Below are 24,728 nucleotides of genomic sequence, written 5' to 3' on the forward strand. Positions count from 1 at the left end.
GAATACATGTTAATGAAAAAATTGTTTCGAACAATGTGGATATATAAAGCACAATTTATATCTATGATTGTCATGTTGAGTCTTGGTATGGGAATATTTGTTGGGTTTAATGTAGAATGGTATTCTATTGAACAAAACACGTCACTGTTTATGGAAGAGACAGGATATGCAGACTATCGCATTATTTCTACGACTGGATATTTAGAAGAGGATGTTAAAAAAATAGAAGATCTGTATGGCGAAGAATATGTAAGTAGATATGTTGACTTCAATGCAACAATAGAGAGTACATCACTAACTAATAAGGATACACTTACTGTGACAGTAACTGAAAATGAGAATGTTTCAGGTTTTATACTTAGTCAAGGGGAACCTTATGATGCATCTGATGATGAGGGGATTTGGATTGGAGAGAAGTATGCATCAGAAAATAATATAGAATTAGGTGACACTATTTTATTTACTTATAATGGATTAGAAATAGAAGGTATTGTAAAAGGTCTTGTACAGTCTGGTGAATTTATGATTAGTCTACAAGATGATACACAAATTATGCCAGATTATACAAAACATGGATATGCGTATATTTCTCCAGTGTTGTTAGAATCAACATTTGGAGTGACTTATTATCCCCAAATTCATGTTATTAGTAGTCAAGAAAAAGAGGAGTTTAACCTAGCGGTTGACAAAGCACTTGGGGAAACTTCTATGATATTAACAAAAGATGAAAGTGCTTCTTATGCGGGAAGTCAAGGTGAGGTAGAAGAAGGGAAGATAATGGGAACAATTCTACCAGCAATATTTTTGTTGATTGCTACATTGACAATGGTGACAACGATGGTTCGAATCACAGATAAAGAAAAAACTCAAATAGGAACACTGAAAGCACTTGGATTTAAAAATAGAAAAATAGTCATACATTATATTTTATATGCTGTTATTATTGGAGTAATTGGAGCAATTCTAGGATTGTTATTAGGTTATGCAGTAGGTTATTTTATATTTAATCCACAAGGTTCTATGAGTACTTATTTAGAAATGCCATATTGGGACTTATATACTCCTGGATTTGTTCTTGTTGTTATGGTTGGTGTTATTGTATTATTGATGTTGATTGCATTCTTATCGGTAAATAAGATATTGAAAAAATCTGCATCAGAAATTCTAATAGTTACTTCAAGTAAAACAGTAAAACCAACAAAATTAGAACAAGGTAAATTATTTCATAAATGCTCTTTTGGTGTCAGATGGAATTTGCGAGATATGATTCATAATAAAGCACGTACTGGAATGAGTATCCTTGGAGTTATAGGATGTATGGTGATAGTACTTGCATCCCTTGGTATGCAAGATACGATGGAATATTTTGTTTCGAATTATTATGAAGGTGCTATGAATTATGCATCTAGAATCTATTTATCAGATGATGCAACAGAGCAAGATATTACGGATTTAATGGATACTTATCAGACAGATACAAGTGCTAGTGTATCAGTTAAAATTGAAGATGAAGCAGTGTCGTTAGATATTTATCATATTGAAAATGATTTTGTTAAATTCTTATCGAATGAGGCTGATTATCTTGAATTAAAAGATGATGGGGCATATATTTGTACAAGAATTGCAAATGAGTATGAACTAGAAATTGGTGATGAAATAACAGTATCACCATATGGTGATACGCAAGAATATACAATGATAGTTTCAGGTATTTTGAGTTCAGTATCAAAAAATATTGTTATCTGTGATGAATATGCAAAACAAATAGGTATATCTTATCAAATAGATTCTTTGTATACAGACATTGACGATATTTCGTTACAATCAGGTATTAAATCAATACAAACAAAAGAAGATATTATTTCTTCATTTGATGTATTTATGGAAATTATGGATACAATGATTATTCTATTAGTAGGTGTAGGAGTTATCTTAAGTATTGTTGTTTTATATAATTTAGGAGTCATGAGTTATACAGAACGTTACCGAGAAATGGCTACATTAAAAGTGTTAGGATTCAAAGATAAAAAAATATCGGCCTTACTGATTGGCCAAAACCTTTGGTTATCTTTTGTAGGGATTATAATAGGAGTCCCTTTAGGTTATTTTGTCCTTGATTATCTAATGGATGCCATGGCAGATGAATACGAAACAGTTGTATATATTGCAGGTAGTACGTATGCAATCAGTATATTATTAAGTATTGGTGTTACTCTTTTCATTGCACTGATGATATCAAGAAAAAATAAAAAGATAGATATGGTAGAAGCACTAAAAAATTCAGAATAATGACATAGTATTTTAACATTTTCATTTCAGATCAAAAAAATAAAAAATAGTTTGACATAGGTATATTAGAATGGTATACTTGGCTAGTAAATAAAAAGTAGTGGAAAGAAGAAGTGCCTACTTCTCGCCCGATTGAAAATATCGATGGGCTAATGTCGCTAAGATAAATAAACTATCTTAATGTCAATTTGTGGGTACTACGTACTCACTTTTTATTTTAACTACTAACAGGAGGTGGCTTTTATTAGCAGATATTCAAATCAAAAACCAGTAAAACAAGAAGAATTAGTAAATGAAAAAATTCGTTTCAAAGAAGTATTAGTTATTGGTGACGACGGTGAACAAATAGGTGTATTACCAACAAGACAAGCAATCGAACTTGCTTACAGTAAAGAGTTGGACTTAGTGTGTGTGGCTCCAAATGGTAAACCACCAGTATGTAAAATTATCGATTTCGGTAAACATCGTTTTGAACAACAAAAGAAAGTTCGTGAAATGAAAAAGAATTCTAAAGTTGTAAGCTTAAAAGAAACACAATTATCAGTGACTATTGATACACATGATAAAAACGTGAAACTTAAAAGAACTTTAAAATGGTTAGAAGAGGGTGACAAAGTTAAAATCGCTATTCGTTTTAAAGGAAGACAGTTAGCTCACATCGATCTTGGGGAAAAGATTTTGAATGACTTCGTGGCTGAATGTCAAGAGTTTTGTACAGTTGAGAAACCTGCCAAAATGGAAGGTCGTACATTAACTGCGATACTAGCACCAAAAAAGAAATAATTTAGGAGGAAATCAGTTATGCCAAAAATGAAAACACATAGCGGGTTAAAAAAACGCGTTAAAAGAACAGGTAGTGGGAAATTAAAACGTGGTCATGCTTACACATCTCACTTATCACACAACAAGTCTCATAAACAAAAGAAACATTTAGCGAAAGCTACATTAATCAGCAAATCAGATTACAAACGTATTAAAACTAGATTACCTAAATAGTAAAGAATATTGACGGAGGAATAAAATATGGCAAGAGTTAAAGGCGGATTTACTACAAGACGTAGAAGAAAAAAAATATTAAAATTAGCCAAAGGATACTATGGTTCAAAACACACTTTATATAAAACAGCTAACGAACAAGTAATGCATTCATTAGCATATTCATATAGAGATAGAAGACAAGTAAAAAGAGATATGAGAAAATTATGGATTGCTCGTATCAACGCTGCTGCAAGAATGAATGATATTTCATATTCAAAATTAATGCACGGATGTAAAGTTGCTGGTATTGAAATTAACAGAAAAATGTTATCAGAAATCGCAATTCATGATCCTAAAGGATTTAGTGCAATTGTAGAACAAGCAAAAGCTGCATTAGCAAAATAATAACCTGTTTATACAGGTTTTTTTTATTGTCAATTATACTAGAAGAGGCATTTTCAGAAAATAAAAAAGTTCCTAGGAACTTTTTTTGTTAGAAAAATGAGAATCGATGCTTTTCAACTTCTTGGAATGGATCACATGCTTCACCAGTTTCAACACTATAGAACGTAACATTGAATGTTTCTGTATCCATAATAGCGTAGGTCTTTACTCGAAAAGCTCCTCTAGGTAAACTAACTGATCCAGGATTAATACATAATACACCATTTATTTCTTCTTTGAATGCAACATGAGTATGTCCAAAGAAACAAATACTAGCACCCATTTGTTTTGCTTTATTCGCTAATTCTTCTTTCGAGTATTCTACATAATAATAATGTCCATGAGTTGCATATATTGTAAGTCCATCAATAGTAGTAACTATTTCTTGAGGGCTGTCAGTATAGTCGTTATTTCCTCGAACTACATAACAAGAGGAAAGTGGTAAAGGTGTATAAGGCATATAAATATCTCCACAATGGAAGTAACAATCTACTTGTTTTGATTGCATTATTGATAGTAATTCATTTTTACTTAAGTAGTGTGAGTCAGAAACAATCATTATTTTCATTTTATATCATCCTTTCCTTTAATATGCTATAATACTAGCATATAATTGGTAGGAAAGGAAGTGATTAGATGAAAGGATTTATATCTTTTGAAGATGTGAAAAAGACTTATATTGTAGGGGATATTGAGATAAAGGCAGTAGATGGAATCAACTTCAATATTGCTAAAGGAGAGTTTGTAGTAGTGATAGGGCCTTCAGGTGCTGGGAAGTCTACTGTTTTAAATATTTTAGGTGGAATGGATCTAGCAACAAGTGGGACAATCATGGTAGATGAACAAGATATTACCAACTATGATGAAAAGGAATTAACTCAGTATCGAAGAGATGATATCGGGTTTGTTTTTCAATTCTATAATTTAGTTCAAAATCTTACAGCTTTAGAAAATGTAGAACTAGCTAATCAAATATCGAAAGATCCTTTAGATGCACGAAATGTCATGGAAAAAGTTGGTTTAAAAGATCGTATGAATAATTTTCCGGCACAACTTTCAGGTGGAGAACAACAACGTGTGGCGATAGCCAGAGCAATTGCTAAAAATCCAAAACTATTGTTATGTGATGAACCAACAGGAGCATTAGATTATCAAACAGGTAAACAAATTTTATCTTTATTACGTGAAATGTGCGATAACTATGGTATGACAGTGGTGGTAATTACGCATAATGGGGCTTTAGCTCCAATGGCTGATCGTGTTATTCAAATAAAAAATGGTCAAGTTAGTAAGAAGTATAAAAATAAAAATATTCAATCTATTGAAGAGATAGAGTGGTAGTATGAAAAAAAGAGCGTACATAAAAAACCAAATAATAGGTATTAAGAAGACAAAAGCTAGATTTTTATCTATTTTTGTTATTGTCTTTTTAGGTTCGGCTTTTTATGCAGGGCTGAGACATGCACCGACTATTATGGAAAATTCTATTGAAGAATATTTGATAGATTATGGTTTTGAAGATATTGATATAATTGCAACACTAGGGTTTAGTCAAAAAGATATTAGTTATTTAGATGATATTGAAGAGATAGATGAATATCAAGTAGGTTTGCGTTATGATGCTTTGTTATCGTTTCAAGGAACTGATTTTGGGGTTATCGTATATACACAAGATGATTTTTCAAGCAGTGTGAATCAGGCTGTATTGTTATCAGGAGATTATCCTGAAAGTGATAATGAATGTTTAATTGATAATGAATTTGCAGTAGATCAAGGACTAGGGGTTGGTGATGTTATTTCTTTAACCTCAGCTTATGATGATAAGATATATGTTATATCAGGAATAGCACAAGATACTCGTTATATGTCGATTGTAGAACGTGGAACAAATAGCTTAGGTGATGGGTCTAATTCGGCTTATGTAATGATGTATACGGTTGGTAATGAGAGTATGGCATTGCCTGATGATTTATATGAATTAAGAGAAGAAGAAGTTTTATATAATGATATTCGTATTACTTTAAAGAATGAAGAAGGATATTCTTTGTTTAGTGAAGAGTATGATACTTATGTACGAAGTGTTAGTTATGAGATAAACAATATTTATCATCAGTTATTTGATGATTTATATAGTGAAATGATGGATGAGTATACTACTTTGTATGAAGAAGGGTATCAAGAATACTTAGAAGGATATGAAGAGTATGTAGTAGGATATGCTACTTTTGAAACAGAGATGGCTAGTGCTAAATTACAAATTATTGAAGCTAAAAAAGAATTAATTGAAAATGAACAATTATTATTAGAAGCACAAATATCAATGCAGGATTCTTTAGAAGAGATACCTGATGAAATAGCTAAGTTACAAGAAAATCTTGCTATCTTACAAGATGAATTAAATATTACGAGAGAGCAGTTAGAACAACAAGATTATCAAGATGTTGATTTAGAGAGTTACTTAAGTACACTTGATGAACAGTTAACAGATATTCAAGTTGAATTGGGTACTTTAGAAGGTACAACTAGTGATTTATTAGCTTATAATGAAGCAAGTTTATTATTAGAAGAGGCATCTTTGGATATTCAAATAGCAGAGAATGAATTATTAATACAAGAAATTGAGTTGGAACAAGAGTTTACGGAAGCAAAAACTGCTTTAGAAGAGGCGAATGTTCAATTAGAAGAAGCAAAAGAAGAGTTAGATTCTATACCGGAAGGAACGATTATTACTCTTACTAATAATGAGAATGGTGGTTTTGTTACTTTTGAGGCAAATGCAGCATCGATAGAATCCATTTCTTTTATCTTTCCACTATTGTTCTTTTTAGTAGCAGCACTTGTTAGTTTGACTACTATGACAAGAATGATAGAAGAACAAAGATTACAAAGTGGTACTTTGTTGGCATTAGGTTATTCGAAACAAGATGTTTTAATGCAATATGTTGGTTATGCTTTATTAGCAACACTTTTTGCTAGTGTTTTAGGTATTTTATTTGGGGTTGCTTTTTTTCCTTGGATTATTTATTTCTTATATACTAGTATTTTGTATGGGGTACAAGCACCAATACAAATAAGTTTTGATGCTATTGTTTGTATGCAAACTATTTTTATAGCTGTTATTATTACATTAGTAGTTACTGTATATGTTTGTTATGGAGAATTAATGGATTTACCAGCTACATTATTAAGACCAAAAGCACCTAAATCAGGGAAAAGAATTTTATTAGAAAGAATTCCATTTATTTGGAAACGTTTATCTTTTAATCGTAAGGTTACGATGAGAAATATTTTCCGATATAAAAAGCGTTTTATTATGTCTGTAATTGGGATAGCTGGGTGTAGTGCATTGATTGTTACTGGATTTGGGTTACGTGATTCTATTGCCCAAGTAGTTACTGTGCAATTTGGTGATATATGGCATTTTGATGCGACAATATCTTATAGTGAGTCAGTGGGGCAACAAGATGTTGATGAGTTAGAAGAATTATTGATAGAACAAGGATCAATTAGTGCAATCAATAGTGTTTATAGTCAAACTACTCTTTTTGCTGGAGAAACAAAAGATTATGCAGGATATGTGGTGGTACCAGAAAATAGTACAGATTTTTCAGACTTTGTTTCTGTTATTGATAAAGATAGTGAGGAAGAGTTACTGTTAGAAGATGATGGAGTTATTATTAATGAAAAATTAGCAGAGCTATTGGATGTAGAAGTAAATGATACAATTAGTGTAACGTTTGATAATAGTACTTATGTAGTCAAAGTATCTGGTATTTGCCAACATCATTTTATGCATTATATGTATATGTCTAAAACATATTATGAAAGCTTAACAAGTAGTGATGTAAAATATAACAATGCTTATGTTATGACGACAAGTACGACTCAATCAACACTAGATAGTCTAGGAGAAAGGTTGATGGAACTTGATGAAGTATCTGGAACTACCTTTATGTCAACAACTTCTGAAACATTCCAAACACAATTACAAAGTGTGAATAGTGTAGTTGTTATTTTAGTAGTATGTGCTGGGTGTTTAGCGTTTGTAGTACTTTATAATTTAACGAATATTAATATACAAGAACGAAAGAGTGAGATAGCAACTATCAAAGTGTTGGGGTTCTATAAAAAAGAAGTCGATGATTATGTATTTAGAGAAAATATGTTGTTATCATTTATAGGGGCTATCGTAGGCTGTGTTCTAGGGAAGTTGATACATATGTATTTAATGCCAACTATTGAAATAGAGATGACTATGTTTGTTCGAGAAATATCATATTCTACCTATTTAGTAGCCATTGCATTAACAATGATCTTTACTTTTATCATTAATCATAAAATGAGTAAGGTAATTAAGAAGATTGATATGGTTGAGTCTTTAAAGAGCGTAGAATAGGGTTACTAATATGCTAAATATAGTGAATATATTTAGGATTATATAAAATGTGATAAAAATATGAAATTTTATCAAATAAAGATAAAATCATAAAAACCCTTATAAAATAAGGGTTTTTATTGTATATAGTGAATTTTATAATAGAAAAAACATGGAAAAGCACCTAAAAAAAGTGTATAATTACAAGTGGATATATTATTGAAAGGAGGCAACAAATGGAAAGAAATATTAGTTCGAGACTATCGAGTTTTCTAAAGGAAAATATTGTGGAAAGAAAAGCGATGTTTTTACCTTTTTTATGTGTGGTTACTTTTATGTTAGTTGGTTATGCAGCTGTTGATAAAGAAGCCCCTGTAATAGAAACTTCTCGTATTGAATTACCATACGGAGAAGAATTTGATGCAAGTGCATTATATATTACCGATAATCAAACAAGCCGAGAATTATTAGAAGTGACTGTAAATACAGATTCATTAGATGTGAATCAAATAGGTGTGTATACAATCACAGTAGAAGCAATTGATCAATTTTCAAATGTAGCAACAAAAGTTGTCACAGTATCAGTTGTGGATAATAAAGGTCCAGAATTCAATGTATTGGGTTCGAATGAAGGATATACAATAGTGGTACCTGTAATGGGTAGTGAAGATATTACTAGTTATATGGAAGCAGTTGATAATGTAGAGGGGGATGTAACTCCATTTATTGAAACAAGTGCAGATTTAGATACTAGTGCGATTGGTTTCCAAACAATTACTTTAACAGTAAGTGATAGTGCTGGAAATGTTACGGAAGAAACTTATGAGTTTGCTATTTCTGATGATGAAGCTCCAGTTATTGAATTATTAAGTGGTAGCAGTTATACATTAAATTATGGTGATAAGTTTGATATTTATGATATTGTAGATATTTATGATAATTTTGATGAATCATTAGATATTGTTGTAAATGGAGAAGTGGATGAAGAATTATTAGGAGATAGCCAAGAAATTGAAATTACTGCTACAGATGGTTCTGGTAATGAAACGAGTCAAGTTGTGACAGTAACAGTAAAAGATATTGAATCACCTAGTTTATCATTATCTAAATCTTATGTAGAAGTAAAAGAAGGAGCTACATTTACTGCTCTTAATTATGTAAGTTCTGCATCTGATAATTATGATGGAAATTTAACTTCAAGTGTAACAGCTTCAAGTATTTCTACATCTTCAACAGGAACGAAAACAGTTACTTATACAGTAACGGATAGTTCAGGTAATACAACAACAAAAACATTAAAAGTATATGTTTATGATTCAAGCATTAGTGCTGGTGCACAATCAGCTGTAACTTATGCAAAAACAAAAATAGGTTCTCCTTATGTTTATGGAGCAACTGGATCTTATAGTTTTGACTGTTCAGGATTTACACAATGGTGCTTTAAACAAGCCGGTGTATCAATTCCTCGTACAGCAGCATCACAAGCTAGTAGTGGAACATATGTATCACGTAGTAATTTACAAGTAGGAGATTTAGTTTTCTATTCTGCTTATTCAGGTGGTAGTGTCACACACGTTGGTATTTATGTAGGTAATGGTATGATTATTCATTGCAGTAGTTCAAAAGGTGTATGTTATGCATCATTAGACGTAATGAATTATGTAACAGCTAGAAGATATTAATAAAATAATAAGAAAGTACTTCATAAGAAGTACTTTTTTTGTATAATAGAGGAAAGGGGATGATATTATGCAAGTAGGATCACAAAAAGAATTTCAATTATATGATGAAGCACTATTAGAAAAAGGATATACAATGAATCAATTAATTGGTTTTGCAGCGATAGGGTTATCAAAACAACCAATACAAGCAAATAAAATAGGGATCGTGTGTGGAAATGGAAATAATGGAGCTGATGGATTAGCGTTAGCTTTAATGTTACAAGAAAAACACCAGGTAACTGTTTATTTAACAAGTGTAACGGGTAGTTTATCAGTTAGTCACTATTTGGGGAAAGTAGTAGAATCAGGGATAGTGGTTCATGATGGAATTAGTTTAATTGATCAAGAGGATTTAATCATTGATGCTATTTTTGGTAGTGGATTGAATAGGGATGTAAGTGGAAAATATTATGATATTATTGAAAAAATCAATACATTAGATAAACCAGTTATCGCTATTGATATACCTAGTGGGTTAGATTGTAATAGTGGGTTACCTAAAAATATTTCGATTAAAGCAACGCAAACAAGGACTATTTGTGCTTATAAACAAGGTTTTTTATTACCTCATAGTAAAGAATATACAGGAGATATTATGCTTTGTCCGTTAGTAGAGAAAGAAGTTCCTTTTTCTACGGTGGTAGATAATAGGATAATTCAATCAATTATAAAGAAAAGGAAATATGATGATTATAAAGGTAAATATGGAAAAGTAATCCATATTACAGGAAGTAATGAATATATTGGGGCAGCTACTTTGGCAGCTAAATCATCGGTTTATAGTGGTAGTGGATTAGTTTGTTGTTATTCATCAAGTGAGGTACTAACAAGTGTTACTATTAATGTACCGGAGTGTATTGTTAAAAAAAGAATCAATACATTAGATCCTATTATTTATCAACACTATGATGCATTACTTATTGGAAGTGGACTAGGATTGGATTTTTCTAGTGAAAAATATGTTGAAGATGTATTAGAAAAGTCAACGATACCAATGGTTATTGATGGAGATGGATTAACTTATGTTGCTATGCATTTAGAAAGTCTGAAAAAGGCTCATGCCCCAGTGATACTAACACCGCATATAGGTGAGTTTAAAAGGTTACATCCTTTTTATAATGAAACAGATTATGTTCTTTTAGCTAAAGAGTTTGCTTTAAAGTGGGGTGTTATTTTAGTTTTAAAAGGACCAAATACAATAGTAACAAATGGTAATGATACTTATCGTAATACGACAGGGAATAGTGCTATGGCATCAGCAGGTAGTGGAGATGTTTTAGCAGGGATGATTGTTAGTTTCTTAGGACAAGGATATGGACCTATTGAAGCTAGTATACAAGCTGTTTATTTACATGGGTTATGTGGAGATATTGTTGCTAATGACAATTATACTGCAGTTGCTAGTAAAGTAATTGAATTGATTCCTAAAGCAATGAAAAGAATAATATAAAAACAAGGAAATTATTCCTTGTTTCTTTTTATAATGGTAATACTTCTACCTGTTTCTTTACATCGATGACTATAAAATAGATCATTATTTTTAATAGTACATAAATCATTGACAGTAATATTTTCTTCTAATAAACCACTTAATAATAGTTGTTGTTTGTTTAAGCTCTTATTATCTACTAGATAGTGTATTTCATCTGTTGGATGATAGAAAGGGGTTGTATCAAAACTCATAGCATTGATTTTATCAATCACATCTTGTTGAACTTCTAATTTTTCATAAGAAATACAAGGACCTATATAGGCTAACATTTCCTTAGGAATACATCCTTCTTTTTCAATTAGATGGGTTACTACTTTTTTAGTAATTTCACGAGTTGTTCCTAACCAACCTGCATGTATACATGCAACTATTTTTTGATTAGGACAATACAATAAAATAGGTGTGCAATCTGCATGAAAAGTCATTAAAAATAAATTTTCTGCTCTGGTATACATTGCATCACTTTCTTCAATTGCATCCTCTCTTGAAAATGCACCTAATCCAGCATCCTCACTAGTAACTTCTACAAAGTTACTAGAATGAATTTGTTTTAATGCAACAAAGTTCTCTAATGATGTTTCCAAATAGTTAGCCAAATCAAGACGATTATTTAAAATCAGTTCTTGGTCCGGATTTTGAAAAGACATATCACCAAAGTCTTTGGTAATTGTATATGCTTCTATTTCCTTAGAGGGATTCCATGATATTAATCGCATTCTTTTTCTCCTTTTTGTACATATGTCCAATGTAATTATTAATTAATACATATACTAACCTAGAGGAGGGGGATTCTATGTATCAACGAAACTGTAATTGCCAACAAAACAATGATATGACACCAGAACCAATCATGGCACCTAAAAAAGTATGTTACACACAAAGCTGTCGTTATGTCGAACAACCAGTTATTTGTCCAATTGAATGTTGTCATGTGGAAAATGTTGTCTATTATCCAAAATACTATCCACAATATAGTCAAAGCTATATTGTGCAAGATAATAATGGATGTAATTGTCAAGAATAGATATGGGAAACCATATCTATTTTTTTGTTAGTTCTTTTATCCAAGAATCATCCGGATCAATATAAATAGTTTTATATGCCTCCACAATCACTTTCCCAGGTTTAGCACCACTAGGTTTCTTAAGGTTTTTTACAAGAGTATAACTAACAGGAACAGAACTACTTACTTTTCCTTTTGAGAAATAAGCAGCAATAGTACTTGCAAGACGAATAGTATACTCATCTAAATCTTGTCCTTTTACAACGACATGACTACCAGGCATACCTTGAGCATGGAACCAAGTATCGTAACGATTCGCACTTTTAAAAGTTAAATAATCATTTTGTAAGTTGTTTTTACCAATTAATATTTCTATATTATCTTTCGTAAAATAAGTTTCTACTCTTGGTTTTGTTGGTTTCTTAGCTTTTTTAGTTTTCTTTTTTAAGTAACCTAAACTTTCTAACTCATCTTTTATTTCTAAGGCATCATAATAGTTAGCGTTATTTAACAAAGAAATTAAACCATCAAAGTATTCTATTTCTATCTTTGTTTTTTCAATTTGTTCATTTAAAACAGTAATTGAGTTTTTTGCTTTTTGATACTTATTATAATACTTTTTAGCGTTCTCTTTGCCATCTAGTTTAGGATCTAATTCAATCATTATATTCGTATTATCATAGTAGTTAAATACTTCTACTTGCCACATTCCTTTTTGAACCATTCCTAAATAAGAAAACAATAAATCACCATAAATACGATACTCTTCTCGATTAGAAGAAATATGTAATGTATCTTCTAGTTTTTCTAATTTTAGAACATTCTTTTGATATTCATTATTTATGAATCTAGAAAGATTAGAAGTTTGTTGTTTGATACGTTCTTTTTGGTCTATCGCAAAAAAGAATGTATCAAAACCATCAAAGATAGATAATTGAGTTGGTTCTACTTGAAGATGTGTTAAAGGAAGAATATGAAAATACTCTTTATCATCTACTTTACTAATGTAAATAGAACGAGAATCTTTTATTTCTTTGATAATATCTTCAAAATATTGACCTTGGTCAATACGATACAATACTTCTTTAGAAAGTAGTGGAGAAAATCCTAAATAAACTTTTGTTAGATTGTTATGTTCTTGATAAGAACTAGTATAAGGATTCAATTTTGTATCATCCATAGGAGGATATTGATACATCGCACCAGGTTGTAAAAAACGAGTCGTATTCATACTAGGACTAATTCTTTTAATACAATCAATAATCTTTTTATCTTCATTACATAAAATAATATTAGAATGTTTCCCCATTATTTCAATATACATATGATAATGGACTATATCCCCTAACTCATTATGACATAAGAATGTTAGATGACAAATACGATCAGTTAGTACTTGTTCTATCTTTTGAATGTATCCACCTTCTAAATATTTACGAAATAACATTGTTAATGTATTTGGTTGTTCAGGAGTTGGATATTGCATATTTGTAAGATGTAATCTAGCATGCATAGGATGACTAGATAAAAGTAATTTAAAATTTTCACGATTAGAACGTACGTGAATAAGTAATTCATATTTTGATATTTGATAGATTTTATTAATTCTACCAGTTTCTATTTTTTCTTTTAATGCATCGATTGTTTGATGCATTACAATTCCATCATTTGCCATTTTTATCACCTCTAGCATTATAACATAATAACTACCAATATTTATATTTGATTGTATTAAAATCAAAATAACAAGAATATCCTTCCAATGTACCAGTATTCGTATATTGATAAATAAGATAGTCATCTTCCAAAATATAGGATGAATCATCATATAATGCTATCCACTTTAAATAAGGTAGTTGTTCTTTATCTAAAATATGATTCCACCAATAATAAGAAGCATAAATACCCGCATTATAATGGTTGTATTCTATTTCTTGACAAAAAGCATTACATATATCATTTAATAATTGATCATCATAATCTAGTAATGTACTATCTTCTATATCAAAAAAGACTCCTAAAGGAATATCATAATCTGCAATTAAATCTAAAACAAATTGTGCTTCATTGGTTGCATCTTGTATTGTTGTAGCCATAGTATAATAATAAACTCCTACTGGGATATTTTGTTCATTGCATAAATCGAGATAATCCTTAAACAAAGGATCTTCATTTAGTGTATTTGAATCACTACTAGTATAGCCACAACGAATAATCACAAATTTTACATCTTGAGGAATAGTATGAATCTCACCATTCCATTTCGAAAGATCAATACCAAATAAACTATCTTGTTGACTAGGCAATAAAAGACATAAAACAAAAATAAAGATAAGAATAACAGGAAATAATAGTAATTTATATGTTTTTGTATAGAAATTATTGTTTACTTTTTTCATCTTTTACCCCCTTTTTCTAAATATACCACATCTTCTTTAATTTCCTATATTTTTTATAGTAAACAATTGACATTCTTGGCTTTTATTATTATGATATTCCTAATATAAAAAGGAGTGACAATTGTGAAAAAAGGCGTACTAATTATCTTAAGTGGTCCTAGTGGTGTAGGTAAAGGGACAGTAAGAGAAGAGTTATTTAAAGATGAGAGTTTGAATCTAGCATATTCAATTTCTATGACAACAAGAAGTCCAAGACCAACAGAACATGATGGTGTAGATTATTTCTTTGTTTCAAAAGAAGAATTTGAACAAAAAGAAGCGAAGGGATTGTTATTAGAATCAGCACAATTCGTAGGGAATTATTATGGAACTCCTGCTGAAAATGTAGAAAAATTATTAAATGAAGGTAAAAATGTGGTTTTAGAGATTGAAGTACAAGGAGCATTACAGGTTATGAAGAAAAGACCAGATGCACTTACTATCTTTTTAGTACCACCTTCAATGGAAGAATTAGAAAGAAGAATTCGTGGTAGACGTACGGAAGAAGATACAATTGTCCAAGAACGTTTAGGAAAAGCACGTGCTGAAATAGCAACAAAAGATCAATATAAACATGTTGTAGTAAACGATAATGTTTTCAAAGCAAAAAATAGTATTGCACTCATTATAAAAGAACATCAAGAGCACGCCTAAGTGCTCTTGTTTGTTTTATAAATAGTTTAATTGTGGTAAAATAGAACGAAAGGTGGTGGAAACATGTATATTATATCAGTTTTAATCGAACATCCAGTTCAATCATTAGATATGACTTTTGATTACTTATCTGATTATGTTATCGGGTTACATCATCGTGTTTCTATTATGTTTCATCATCAAAAGATTATTGGTTATGTGATGGATGTCCAGTATACAAATAAAACAAGAGAAGAACTAGAACTTGAAAATGGTTTTCATTATCAAATGATTTTAGATGTATTAGATGATATGCCAGTGCTAAATGAAGAACTACGTAGTTTATCTATTACCTTATCAAAACTATCATTAGCCACTAGAATGGCATGTATTCAGGCGATGTTACCAAGTCAATTAAAACCTAAAAAAGGGAAACATACTGGAATTCAATATGAACGTATTGTTATTGGAAATCTAGGTTTTGCTTTAAAAACAACAAAACAACAAGAAGCATATCAATATATCCTAGATCATCCAAGTAGTCTAATAAAAAATATTCCGTATAGTAAAGCATTATTAGATAATATGGTAAAACAAGGAGCTATTGAATATCATCAAATAGAAAAATATCGCATACCACAAAATACAGCATTTATAAAAAAAGTTCATACTTTGTCTAAAGAACAACAGTATATTGTAGAAGATATAAGTAAAAAAGATACTTATGGTGTTAATCTTTTACATGGAGTAACAGGTGCTGGTAAGAGTGAAGTATATGTTCAAATAGCTAAAAATATTGTAAAAAAAGGAAAAACAGTGATTGTATTAGTGCCAGAAATAGCACTAACACCGATGATGATTGCTTTATTTAAGAGTCATTTTGATCAAAATGTTGCAATATTACACTCTAAATTATCTAGTGGAGAAAGGTATGATGAATATCGTCGTATTCAAAACAAAGAAGTATCGATTGTAGTAGGGGCTAGAAGTGCTATTTTTGCTCCTTTAGAAAATATTGGACTTATTGTAATGGATGAAGAGCATGATAGCAGTTATAAACAAACAACGACTCCTCGTTATCACTGTTTAGAAATAGCAAAAATACGTGCCAAGACACATCAATGTCCTATCTTACTAGCAAGTGCCACACCATCCTTAGAATCTTATTATCGAGCATTGGAAGGATTTTATGATTTATACACATTAGAAAACAGAATCAACCAACAACCTCTACCACCAATAGAATTTGTTTCCATGGAAAAAGAAATGCGAGATGGCAATTATAGTTTACTATCTAGAAAATTAGTTAACCAATTACAAGCTTGCATTGATTCAGGGAATCAAGCAATCTTATTATTAAACCAGAGAGGTTACGCAAATCATATTCGTTGCTTAGATTGCAATACAGTTGTAAAGTGTCCACATTGTGATATTAGCTTAACCTATCATCACGATACCAAACAATTACATTGTCATTATTGTGACTATCGTCAACCTTATACAAACACTTGTCCAACTTGTCAATCTAGCAATATGAAGTTAGTTGGAACGGGAACTCAAAAAATGGAAGAAATACTAGCACAAGAATTAGAAAATGCAACAATTATTCGTTATGACTATGATTCTACAAGAAACAAACAAGGACATCAAAAATTATTAGATCGATTTAAAAACAAAGAAGCAAATATTTTATTAGGGACACAAATGATTGCCAAAGGATTAGATTTTCCAGATGTAACACTAGTAGGTGTTATTAATGCGGATATTAGTTTGCATATTCCTGATTTTCGTAGCAATGAAAGAACATTCCAATTACTATCACAAGTTGCTGGACGAACTGGAAGAGCAGATAAACCAGGAACAGTAACGATTCAAACCTATAACGAAAAACATCCTGTCTTAGTGAATGTAAAAAATCATAATTATATTCGATTTTATCAAGAAGAAATGAAGTATCGTAAACTAGCAATGTATCCACCATATCGTTATTTACTAAGTATTCTAATTGAAGGAAAACAAGAAGAACAAGTAGAATTATATGGTCAATATATAAAAAAATACTTAGTAAAAGAATTACCAAATCAAGTTATTTTAGGTCCTACTAGTGGGACTATCTCAAAGATAAATAATTATTATCGTCGTCGTATTCTTATTAAATATCGTTCTTTAAAAGAAATATATGAAGTGATTCGTACTATGCATCGATATTATAATAAAAAAGAAACAAAGATTCGTGTTATATGTGACTTTGATCCATATAATCAATTATAAAAGGAGAACCTATGGCTAGAAAATTAGCGTTAGAAATATTATTAAAATATCAAAATGAACAAAGTTATATTAACATCACTTTAAATCATGCTCTTATCAATAGTGAATTATCAAGAAAAGACAAAGATTTAGTAACCCAAATAGTATATGGAACAGTTCAAAATAAACTATATCTAGAATACTTATTAGCCCCTGCTATTGAGGGTAAAAAAGTACATCGTGACACAAAAATGATCTTATTAATGACACTTTACCAATATTACTTCCTAGATAAAATACCAACCTATGCATTATGCAATGAAGCAGTATCACTAGCAAGCAGGAAAGAAAGAAATCAAGGTCGCTTTGTAAATGCAATATTACACCAAATCATTGATAACCCCAAACGTACGTTAGATGGTTTAGATGATGATCAAAGACTAAGTATTGAAACTAGTCATCCATTATGGATGGTAAAGATGTTTTCTAAACAATATGGTCAAGATATTACAACCAAAATATGTCAACATAACAATGCTACACCAAATCGGATAGCTAGAGTAAATACGTTAAAAACAAAGAAAGAAAGCTTATTAGAAAACCCAATATATCAAACATGTGCATTATCAACAGATGCTATTAGCTATCGTTCAGGAAATATTGCCAGTACTCCAGAATATTTAGAAGGACTTGTTACAATTCAAGATGAATCAAGTCAGCTAGTAGCACCATTCTTAAACCCTCAAAAAGAGGAACGTATTTTAGACATGTGTTGTGCTCCAGGGAGCAAAACTACGCATTTAAGTGCATTGATGGAAAATACTGGAGAAATAGTAGCATGTGATTTATTTGAACATAAAATGGAACTCGTACAAAAGAATGCAAACCGTTTAGGAGCTACTAATATTACATTTAAAGTAGTAGATTCTACTACTTTATCTACACTTTATCAAGAGGCATCTTTTGATCGTATTTTATTAGATGCACCTTGTAGTGGTTTAGGTGTTTTAATGAGAAAACCAGAAATTAAGTATCATGATTCAAGTGCCTTGGATTCAATTGTACTTATACAAGAAAAATTATTAGAAAATGCTTATGTTTTATTAAAAAATGGTGGTAAAATGGTTTATAGTACATGTACTATAAATAAAAAAGAAAATCAAAAAATGATAGAACAATTTATTAAAAAGCATCCAGATATGATCGTATTAGAAGAAAGACAAATATTGCCCTATGAATACAATAGTGATGGATTCTATATGGTAAAACTAAAAAAGGAATAAATGAATGAAAACATTATATAATTATACATTAGAAAATATGACGGAACTGTTTTTAACAATGAAACAAAAACCATTTCGTGCAAAACAAGTATTTACATGGTTGTATCAAAAAGAAGTAAGTTCTTTAGAACAAATGACAGATTTATCAAAAGATTTCCGTCAACAATTACAAAATGATTTTACTATTGATCAACTTACTATCGCAGAAAAACAAGTATCCAAAGATGGTACCATTAAATACTTATTTGAATTAGCGGATGGGCATTTAATAGAGAGTGTTTTAATGGTTCATGATTATGGTCGTTCTTTGTGTGTGACTAGCCAAGTTGGTTGTAATATGAAATGTGATTTTTGTGCAAGTGGACTATTAAGGAAACAAAGAAACTTAACTGCTGGTGAAATGGTGAATCAGGTAATGAAGGTGCAATTAGATACAGCAGAGCGTATTAGTCATGTTGTTGTCATGGGAACAGGGGAACCTTTTGATAATTATGATCATGTGATGGAGTTTGTACGTATTATCAATCATCCTCATGGATTAGCGATAGGAGCTCGTCATATTACGATTTCTACATGTGGATTAGTAGATAAAATAGAGCAGTATGCTTTAGAAGGGTTACAAACAAATTTAGCTATTTCTTTGCATGCACCAAATGATGAAATAAGAGAGAAATTAATGCCTATAAATAAGAAATATCCAATGGATGTTTTAAGACAAGGGATTGCTACTTATATTCAAAAAACAAATCGTCGTATTACTTTTGAATATATCATGTTAAAAGATATGAATGACAGTATTGTATGTGCTAGACAACTAGCACATTATGTAAAAGGATTAAATGCTTATGTTAATTTAATTCCATATAATGCAGTAGATGAACATGGGTATTTACCAAGTGATGATGAAGTAGTAGAAAAGTTCAAAACTGAGTTATTACGATTTGGTATTAATGTAACAAAACGTAAAGAACATGGTAGAGATATAGATGGAGCATGTGGTCAATTAAGAGCAAAACGAAATGAGGGGATGTAATGGAGTATTTTGCAAAAAGTGATATTGGAAAAATTCGTAACAAAAATCAAGATCAAGTAGCTGTCAATGTCAATGGGGCTGATCAACTCCTAGCAATTGTTTGTGATGGAATGGGTGGTCATAAAGCAGGAGAGGTAGCATCTCGTGCAATGATTAACTACATGACAGGATGTTTTCAAGGACACCCTGGATTTGAAAATGGCAAAGAAATCCAAAAATGGATGGAAGAGACAATTCAAAATGGTCATACATTTGTTAAGAAATTAGCCAGTACAACAGAAGAACAAGAAGGTATGGGAACAACGATTGTAGCCGCAATGTGTTGTGAGAATACAATCTATTTAGCACATGTTGGAGACAGCAGAGCTTATTATTATCAAGAAGAGTTATTGTTATTAACGAAGGATCATACATTATTAAATTTATTATTAGATCAAGGGAGTATTACACCAGAACAAGCAGAAGATTTTGAACAAAAAAATGTATTAACACAAGCAATTGGAGCAACTCAAGGTATAGAGATTGCACAGCAAGTAATGGAAGTAGAAAATGGATATTTGTTATTATGTTCTGATGGTTTATTTAATATGGTATCCAAAGAAGAAATAAAAGGAACTATTCAACAAAATAATTTAATCGAAGATATTGGAAATATACTTATTGATAAGGCAAATGATTATGGGGGCCGTGATAATATTTCAGTTGTATTAGTTAAACTAACAGGAGGGATAGAGTAATGAAAAAGATATATTCAGATCGTTATGAAATAATTGAATTAATAGGTCAAGGTGGAATGGCAGATGTTTATTTAGCAAAAGATCTTATTTTAAATAGAGTGATTGCTTTAAAAACATTAAGAACTTCGCTTGCAAAGGATCCACTTTATGTTACTCGTTTTCAAAGAGAAGCAAATGCTGCAGCATCTTTAAATCATAAAAATATAGTAGCAATTTATGATGTTGGACAAGATGGGGATGATTATTATATTGTAATGGAATATGTTCCAGGAGTTACTTTAAAAGAGTTAATTAACCGACGTGGAGCTTTGCATGTCGTAGAAGCAATGGATATCATGAAACAAATTGCAAGTGGGGTTGCAAAAGCACACCAATTAGGAATTATTCATCGTGATTTAAAACCACAAAATGTATTAGTAACAGAAAGTGGTGTTGCTAAAATAGCAGACTTTGGTATTGCATCGATGCAAAACTTAGCACAAGTTACACAAAATGATGTCATTATGGGATCATTACATTACTTGGCACCGGAATTAGCTCGTGGAGAAAAAGCAACTGCACAAAGTGATATTTATGGATTAGGAATTGTTTTATACGAATTATTACGTGGGGAAGTTCCTTTTCATGGGGAATCACCTGTTAATATCGCACTAAAACATATGCAAGAAGAGACACCTTCTATCCGTGATTTTAATCCTACTATTTTACAATCAGTAGAAAATTGTATTTTAAAAGCTACTGCTAAAAACAGTAAAGATCGTTATCATAATGCAATGGAGTTTTATGAAGATTTACTTACTTGTTTGGATCGTGAAAATGAAGAGAAAATTGTCTTTGCCTATGATCCAAATACTGATCCAACCATTGTAGTGCAAACAAAACGAAGCACAACACAAGAAATTCCTGTTACACCTAAAGAAGAGGAAAAAAAGTCTTTTATAGATAAAATAAAAGCATTGCCTCCTATTAAGAAATTTGGTCTTTTATTAATACCAATAGCTCTAGTAACTGGAATTGTCATGTTCTTCTTATTTGGTGGAGAATCTACGAAAGTATATTCGATGCCAGATGTTAGTGGAATGACGATAGAAGAAGCTAGTGCTTTATTAGAAGATAATTATGGCTTAGTAATTGATGAAGAGTATGTGGACCAATTATCTAATGATTATGATGCAGGATTAGTTATTTCAACAGATCCAGCAGCAACGAAATCAGTGAAACAAGGAGAAACGGTTGTCTTTACTGTAAGTAAAGGAGCTTATTTAGTAATGAGTTCTTATATTGGAAAAGATAGTGATACGGCAGTCGAAGAATTAGAAACTTTAGGTTTTGAAGTATCAATTGTTTTAGTAGATGAATCTGGGACACCAGGAACTATTTATAGTCAAAGTATTGAAGCAGGTCAAGAAGTAGAATTAGGAGAAGAAGCTATTGAAATAGAGTTATCAGTGATTAAACCTGAAGAAATTACAGTTGGTGATTATACAGGGATGACTTTTGAAAAAGCAGAATCTGTTTTGATTGATTTAGGTTTTATTGTAAATTATGAAGAAGCTACTTCTGATGAGTTAATTGGAGTAGTAGTAGAACAAGATATTGCGAGTGATACTGTCATTGAAATAAATGATGATACTGTTTTAGAAATAACATTAACTGTTTCGATTGGTTTAGAAATAGAAGTACCAAATGTAGTAGGATTATCTTATGAAGCTGCACTAGTGAAATTAGAAAGTGAGGGCTTTGTAGTCAAGGAAATAGATTTGGGTGCAACTAGTAATAGTGAAGATGTATTAAAGATCCAATCACAAACACCAGATGCATTTAGTATTGTTACAAGTGAAGGAACAACAGTTACTATTTCATATTACAGTTCAATAACAGAAACTGAAAGTGATTTAGATGTGGAAGACACAACAGAACAGGAGTAAAAATGCCTAAAGGACAAATTATAAAAGTATTAGCTGGATTTTATTATGTAAAAGACCAAAATCAAATCATTCAATGTCGTGCCAGAGGTAGATTTCGTAATGACGAAATCAAACCTCTAGCAGGAGATTATTGTGAATATGAGTTACGTGAAAATAATGATGGATATTTAATGGAATTATTACCAAGAACAAATAGTTTAATAAGACCACCAATATGTAATATTGATCAAGCATTACTTGTTTTTTCACGCAAAGATCCTGATTTTTCAACGTTATTATTAGATAAGTTTTTACTTATTTATGAACATCTACAAATAGAGCCAATTATATGTATTTCTAAAATGGATATAGAGAGTGATGATCATATTGAACAATATATTCAAGAATATCGTCAAGCTGGTTATACTGTAATCCCTATTTCAAGTAAGAAAAAGGAAGGGATAGAACAAATAAAAGATGTTTTTAAGGATAAGATATCGGTTATTACAGGACAAAGTGGAGTTGGTAAATCGAGTCTTATTAATGCTTTGGATGTGAAATTAAATTTAGAAACAAATGAAATATCAAAAGCATTAGGAAGAGGAAAACATACTACGAGACATGTGGAATTAATTGAGATGTTTAGTGGTTATGTAGCTGATACGCCAGGTTTTTCTTCTTTAGAAATAGATATGGAATTAGTAGAAGCAGCAAAAGCTTATCGTGATTTTCATAAACTAAGTGAAGGTTGTAAATTCCGTGGTTGTTTACATGTTAGTGAACCTGATTGTAAAGTTAAACAGGCGGTAGAAGATGGGATTATATCAAAGGAAAGATATGATCATTATTTACAATATATACAATTAATTAAAAAAAATAAGGAGAGACAATATGGTTAAAGTTGCCCCTTCGCTATTAGCGGCGAATTTTATGGATTTAAAAAATGAAGTGAAGAGAATTGAAGAAGGTGGAGCATCATGGATTCATTATGATGTAATGGATGGTCATTTTGTACCAAATATTTCTTTTGGATATAGTATTTTAAAAGATATATCGAAATGTACCAATATGTATTTAGATGTCCATTTAATGATTAGTGATCCTAAAAAATATTATCCTGAGTTCGTGAAAGCAGGAGCCAATTTAATTGTTTTTCATATAGAAGCAGTAGAATCTATTGCACAAGCCAAAGAATTATTATTAGAAATAAAACAACAAGGTGTTGATGTTGGAATTTCTATTAAACCACAAACACCAGTTAGTACCATAGAAACATTATTAGAAATAGTAGATGTTGTTTTAGTAATGTCGGTAGAACCTGGCTTTGGAGGACAAGTGTTCCATCATGAAGCATTAGATAAAATAGCAGAACTTGCAAACTTACGAGAAAAGCATTGCTATCATTATTTAATTGAAGTAGATGGTGGTATTAATGAAGAAACTGGAAAGTTATGTATTGAAAAGAAAGTAGATGTATTAGTGGCAGGTAGTTATATTTTCCAAAGCGATGATTATCAAACAAAGATAGAAGCGTTATGCATATAGGAATTTGTGGTGCTAGTTATGATGGTGTTATCTTTGATAACACCATTGACTATATTGGAGTAGATGGTGGTGTTCAATGCTTGTTAGAGCATGGGATTACACCGGTTGTTGCAATTGGTGATTTTGATTCTTTGGAAAAGAAAGAAATGTTATCTAATATCAAAGCGATATCACTAAATCCAGTCAAAGATTGTAGTGATAGTCATTATGCAATAGAATACGCTATTCAAAAGGGATATCAACGTATTTCTTTATATGGAGTAACAGGACATAGATTGGACCATTATATGGCAATCATTGCCCTAGTACAACGTTATCCTAGTAAGGATATTCATATTATTGATTTATGGAATGATATTACTATTTTAAATAGTGGAATACATCGTTTTAAAACAGAATATACTTATTTTTCATTATTTGCTTTTGAAAATACACAAATCTCTATCCAAAATGCAAAATATGAACTGGTTCATTATTTACTCACAAAACAAGATCCACTTTGTTTATCAAATGAATGTTTAGATAAAGAAGTGCTAATAGAAAATGATTGTCCTATTTTGTTGATACAATCCAATGAAAATAAGATAGGGTAATAGAAAG

At 30.8% G+C, this 24,728-nt stretch carries 22 protein-coding genes; 18 read left to right on the top strand and 4 right to left on the bottom strand.

Annotated elements, in window-relative coordinates; all coding sequences use genetic code 11:
- The first annotated feature begins 6 nt into the window (after nt 1-6).
- From LRR82_RS01090 to rplT, 4 genes are all read left to right on the top strand, one after another.
- Nucleotides 7-2,289, top strand: coding sequence for an ABC transporter permease (locus LRR82_RS01090; RefSeq protein ID WP_249029675.1), 2,283 nt, complete (start codon nt 7-9; stop codon nt 2,287-2,289).
- 234 nt (nt 2,290-2,523) lie between these two features.
- Complete coding sequence (gene infC, locus LRR82_RS01095) at nt 2,524-3,072, top strand: translation initiation factor IF-3 (RefSeq protein WP_249029676.1); 549 nt, start codon at nt 2,524-2,526, stop codon at nt 3,070-3,072.
- A gap of 18 nt (nt 3,073-3,090) precedes the next feature.
- Nucleotides 3,091-3,285: a 50S ribosomal protein L35 gene (rpmI, locus tag LRR82_RS01100; RefSeq protein WP_249029677.1), complete on the top strand. Its 195-nt coding sequence runs from the start codon at nt 3,091-3,093 to the stop codon at nt 3,283-3,285.
- Between the two features lie 27 nt (nt 3,286-3,312).
- The gene (rplT, locus tag LRR82_RS01105) at nt 3,313-3,672 is read left to right on the top strand and encodes a 50S ribosomal protein L20 (RefSeq protein ID WP_249029678.1); all 360 of its coding nucleotides are present in this window, start codon (nt 3,313-3,315) and stop codon (nt 3,670-3,672) included.
- 88 nt (nt 3,673-3,760) lie between these two features.
- Here the strand turns inward: rplT and LRR82_RS01110 are convergent, their stop codons facing one another.
- Nucleotides 3,761-4,279 (bottom strand): metallophosphoesterase family protein, encoded by a 519-nt coding sequence (locus LRR82_RS01110; protein WP_249029679.1) that lies wholly within the window; start codon nt 4,277-4,279, stop codon nt 3,761-3,763.
- A gap of 68 nt (nt 4,280-4,347) precedes the next feature.
- Between LRR82_RS01110 and LRR82_RS01115 the strand changes: the two genes are divergently transcribed.
- From LRR82_RS01115 to LRR82_RS01130, 4 genes are all read left to right on the top strand, one after another.
- Complete coding sequence (locus LRR82_RS01115; protein WP_249029680.1) at nt 4,348-5,052, top strand: ABC transporter ATP-binding protein; 705 nt, start codon at nt 4,348-4,350, stop codon at nt 5,050-5,052.
- A gap of 1 nt (nt 5,053) precedes the next feature.
- The gene (locus LRR82_RS01120; protein WP_249029681.1) at nt 5,054-8,107 is read left to right on the top strand and encodes an FtsX-like permease family protein; all 3,054 of its coding nucleotides are present in this window, start codon (nt 5,054-5,056) and stop codon (nt 8,105-8,107) included.
- Between the two features lie 215 nt (nt 8,108-8,322).
- Nucleotides 8,323-9,768 carry a C40 family peptidase gene (locus LRR82_RS01125; RefSeq protein WP_249029682.1) on the top strand — a complete coding sequence of 482 codons (1,446 nt, stop codon included), beginning with the start codon at nt 8,323-8,325 and terminating at the stop codon, nt 9,766-9,768.
- 67 nt (nt 9,769-9,835) lie between these two features.
- Entirely contained in the window at nt 9,836-11,257 is a 1,422-nt protein-coding gene (locus LRR82_RS01130) for an NAD(P)H-hydrate dehydratase (RefSeq protein WP_249029683.1), read from the top strand.
- 11 nt (nt 11,258-11,268) lie between these two features.
- On the opposite strand, the gene pgeF is transcribed toward LRR82_RS01130, so the two are convergent.
- Nucleotides 11,269-12,015, bottom strand: a complete 747-nt coding sequence (gene pgeF / locus LRR82_RS01135) for a peptidoglycan editing factor PgeF (RefSeq protein ID WP_249029684.1) — start codon at nt 12,013-12,015, stop codon at nt 11,269-11,271.
- 77 nt (nt 12,016-12,092) lie between these two features.
- Here pgeF and LRR82_RS01140 point away from each other — a divergent pair, with 77 nt between their 5' ends.
- Nucleotides 12,093-12,323 (top strand): hypothetical protein, encoded by a 231-nt coding sequence (locus LRR82_RS01140; RefSeq protein WP_249029685.1) that lies wholly within the window; start codon nt 12,093-12,095, stop codon nt 12,321-12,323.
- Between the two features lie 16 nt (nt 12,324-12,339).
- Here the strand turns inward: LRR82_RS01140 and LRR82_RS01145 are convergent, their stop codons facing one another.
- The gene (locus LRR82_RS01145; protein WP_249029686.1) at nt 12,340-13,977 is read right to left on the bottom strand and encodes an Rqc2 family fibronectin-binding protein; all 1,638 of its coding nucleotides are present in this window, start codon (nt 13,975-13,977) and stop codon (nt 12,340-12,342) included.
- A gap of 31 nt (nt 13,978-14,008) precedes the next feature.
- Entirely contained in the window at nt 14,009-14,701 is a 693-nt protein-coding gene (locus tag LRR82_RS01150; protein WP_249029687.1) for a GH25 family lysozyme, read from the bottom strand.
- A 123-nt stretch (nt 14,702-14,824) separates the two neighbouring features.
- On the opposite strand from LRR82_RS01150, the gene gmk reads away from it, so the two are divergent.
- The 9 genes from gmk (at nt 14,825) to LRR82_RS01195 (ending at nt 24,721) form a co-directional block, all read left to right on the top strand.
- A complete protein-coding gene (gene gmk, locus LRR82_RS01155) occupies nt 14,825-15,394 on the top strand; it encodes a guanylate kinase (protein ID WP_249029688.1) in 570 nt (189 codons plus the stop codon).
- Between the two features lie 63 nt (nt 15,395-15,457).
- Entirely contained in the window at nt 15,458-17,644 is a 2,187-nt protein-coding gene (priA, locus tag LRR82_RS01160) for a replication restart helicase PriA (RefSeq protein ID WP_249029689.1), read from the top strand.
- 11 nt (nt 17,645-17,655) lie between these two features.
- The gene (gene rsmB / locus LRR82_RS01165) at nt 17,656-18,906 is read left to right on the top strand and encodes a 16S rRNA (cytosine(967)-C(5))-methyltransferase RsmB (RefSeq protein ID WP_249029690.1); all 1,251 of its coding nucleotides are present in this window, start codon (nt 17,656-17,658) and stop codon (nt 18,904-18,906) included.
- Nucleotides 18,907-18,910: 4 nt separating this feature from the next.
- Nucleotides 18,911-19,939, top strand: coding sequence for a 23S rRNA (adenine(2503)-C(2))-methyltransferase RlmN (gene rlmN / locus LRR82_RS01170; RefSeq protein WP_249029691.1), 1,029 nt, complete (start codon nt 18,911-18,913; stop codon nt 19,937-19,939).
- Nucleotides 19,939-20,676 (top strand): Stp1/IreP family PP2C-type Ser/Thr phosphatase, encoded by a 738-nt coding sequence (locus LRR82_RS01175; protein WP_249029692.1) that lies wholly within the window; start codon nt 19,939-19,941, stop codon nt 20,674-20,676. Before rlmN ends, LRR82_RS01175 begins: the two co-directional genes overlap by 1 nt.
- Complete coding sequence (gene pknB / locus LRR82_RS01180) at nt 20,676-22,604, top strand: Stk1 family PASTA domain-containing Ser/Thr kinase (RefSeq protein ID WP_249029693.1); 1,929 nt, start codon at nt 20,676-20,678, stop codon at nt 22,602-22,604. Before LRR82_RS01175 ends, pknB begins: the two co-directional genes overlap by 1 nt.
- A gap of 2 nt (nt 22,605-22,606) precedes the next feature.
- Nucleotides 22,607-23,482: a ribosome small subunit-dependent GTPase A gene (rsgA, locus tag LRR82_RS01185; protein ID WP_249029694.1), complete on the top strand. Its 876-nt coding sequence runs from the start codon at nt 22,607-22,609 to the stop codon at nt 23,480-23,482.
- A complete protein-coding gene (rpe, locus tag LRR82_RS01190; RefSeq protein ID WP_249029695.1) occupies nt 23,475-24,128 on the top strand; it encodes a ribulose-phosphate 3-epimerase in 654 nt (217 codons plus the stop codon). The genes rsgA and rpe overlap by 8 nt, the downstream gene beginning before the upstream one ends.
- A complete protein-coding gene (locus LRR82_RS01195) occupies nt 24,119-24,721 on the top strand; it encodes a thiamine diphosphokinase (RefSeq protein WP_249029696.1) in 603 nt (200 codons plus the stop codon). The genes rpe and LRR82_RS01195 overlap by 10 nt, the downstream gene beginning before the upstream one ends.
- The last annotated feature ends 7 nt before the right edge of the window (nt 24,722-24,728 follow it).

The sequence above is a fragment of the Tannockella kyphosi genome (assembly GCF_021054785.1).
Lineage (GTDB): Bacteria > Bacillota_I > Bacilli_A > Erysipelotrichales > Coprobacillaceae > Tannockella > Tannockella kyphosi.

What these genes read in the sequence shown, in the direction of transcription:
- priA (WP_249029689.1), top strand. Translation starts at nt 15,458, where the DNA reads ATGTATATTATATCAGTTTTAATCGAACATCCAGTTCAATCATTAGAT.
- LRR82_RS01150 (WP_249029687.1), bottom strand. Translation starts at nt 14,701, where the DNA reads ATGAAAAAAGTAAACAATAATTTCTATACAAAAACATATAAATTACTA.
- LRR82_RS01145 (WP_249029686.1), bottom strand. Translation starts at nt 13,977, where the DNA reads ATGGCAAATGATGGAATTGTAATGCATCAAACAATCGATGCATTAAAA.
- LRR82_RS01120 (WP_249029681.1), top strand. Translation starts at nt 5,054, where the DNA reads ATGAAAAAAAGAGCGTACATAAAAAACCAAATAATAGGTATTAAGAAG.
- LRR82_RS01110 (WP_249029679.1), bottom strand. Translation starts at nt 4,279, where the DNA reads ATGAAAATAATGATTGTTTCTGACTCACACTACTTAAGTAAAAATGAA.
- rlmN (WP_249029691.1), top strand. Translation starts at nt 18,911, where the DNA reads ATGAAAACATTATATAATTATACATTAGAAAATATGACGGAACTGTTT.
- rpe (WP_249029695.1), top strand. Translation starts at nt 23,475, where the DNA reads ATGGTTAAAGTTGCCCCTTCGCTATTAGCGGCGAATTTTATGGATTTA.
- rplT (WP_249029678.1), top strand. Translation starts at nt 3,313, where the DNA reads ATGGCAAGAGTTAAAGGCGGATTTACTACAAGACGTAGAAGAAAAAAA.
- rsmB (WP_249029690.1), top strand. Translation starts at nt 17,656, where the DNA reads ATGGCTAGAAAATTAGCGTTAGAAATATTATTAAAATATCAAAATGAA.
- LRR82_RS01140 (WP_249029685.1), top strand. Translation starts at nt 12,093, where the DNA reads ATGTATCAACGAAACTGTAATTGCCAACAAAACAATGATATGACACCA.
- LRR82_RS01175 (WP_249029692.1), top strand. Translation starts at nt 19,939, where the DNA reads ATGGAGTATTTTGCAAAAAGTGATATTGGAAAAATTCGTAACAAAAAT.
- LRR82_RS01130 (WP_249029683.1), top strand. Translation starts at nt 9,836, where the DNA reads ATGCAAGTAGGATCACAAAAAGAATTTCAATTATATGATGAAGCACTA.
- LRR82_RS01115 (WP_249029680.1), top strand. Translation starts at nt 4,348, where the DNA reads ATGAAAGGATTTATATCTTTTGAAGATGTGAAAAAGACTTATATTGTA.
- LRR82_RS01090 (WP_249029675.1), top strand. Translation starts at nt 7, where the DNA reads ATGTTAATGAAAAAATTGTTTCGAACAATGTGGATATATAAAGCACAA.
- LRR82_RS01125 (WP_249029682.1), top strand. Translation starts at nt 8,323, where the DNA reads ATGGAAAGAAATATTAGTTCGAGACTATCGAGTTTTCTAAAGGAAAAT.
- rpmI (WP_249029677.1), top strand. Translation starts at nt 3,091, where the DNA reads ATGCCAAAAATGAAAACACATAGCGGGTTAAAAAAACGCGTTAAAAGA.
- LRR82_RS01195 (WP_249029696.1), top strand. Translation starts at nt 24,119, where the DNA reads ATGCATATAGGAATTTGTGGTGCTAGTTATGATGGTGTTATCTTTGAT.
- pknB (WP_249029693.1), top strand. Translation starts at nt 20,676, where the DNA reads ATGAAAAAGATATATTCAGATCGTTATGAAATAATTGAATTAATAGGT.
- pgeF (WP_249029684.1), bottom strand. Translation starts at nt 12,015, where the DNA reads ATGCGATTAATATCATGGAATCCCTCTAAGGAAATAGAAGCATATACA.
- rsgA (WP_249029694.1), top strand. Translation starts at nt 22,607, where the DNA reads ATGCCTAAAGGACAAATTATAAAAGTATTAGCTGGATTTTATTATGTA.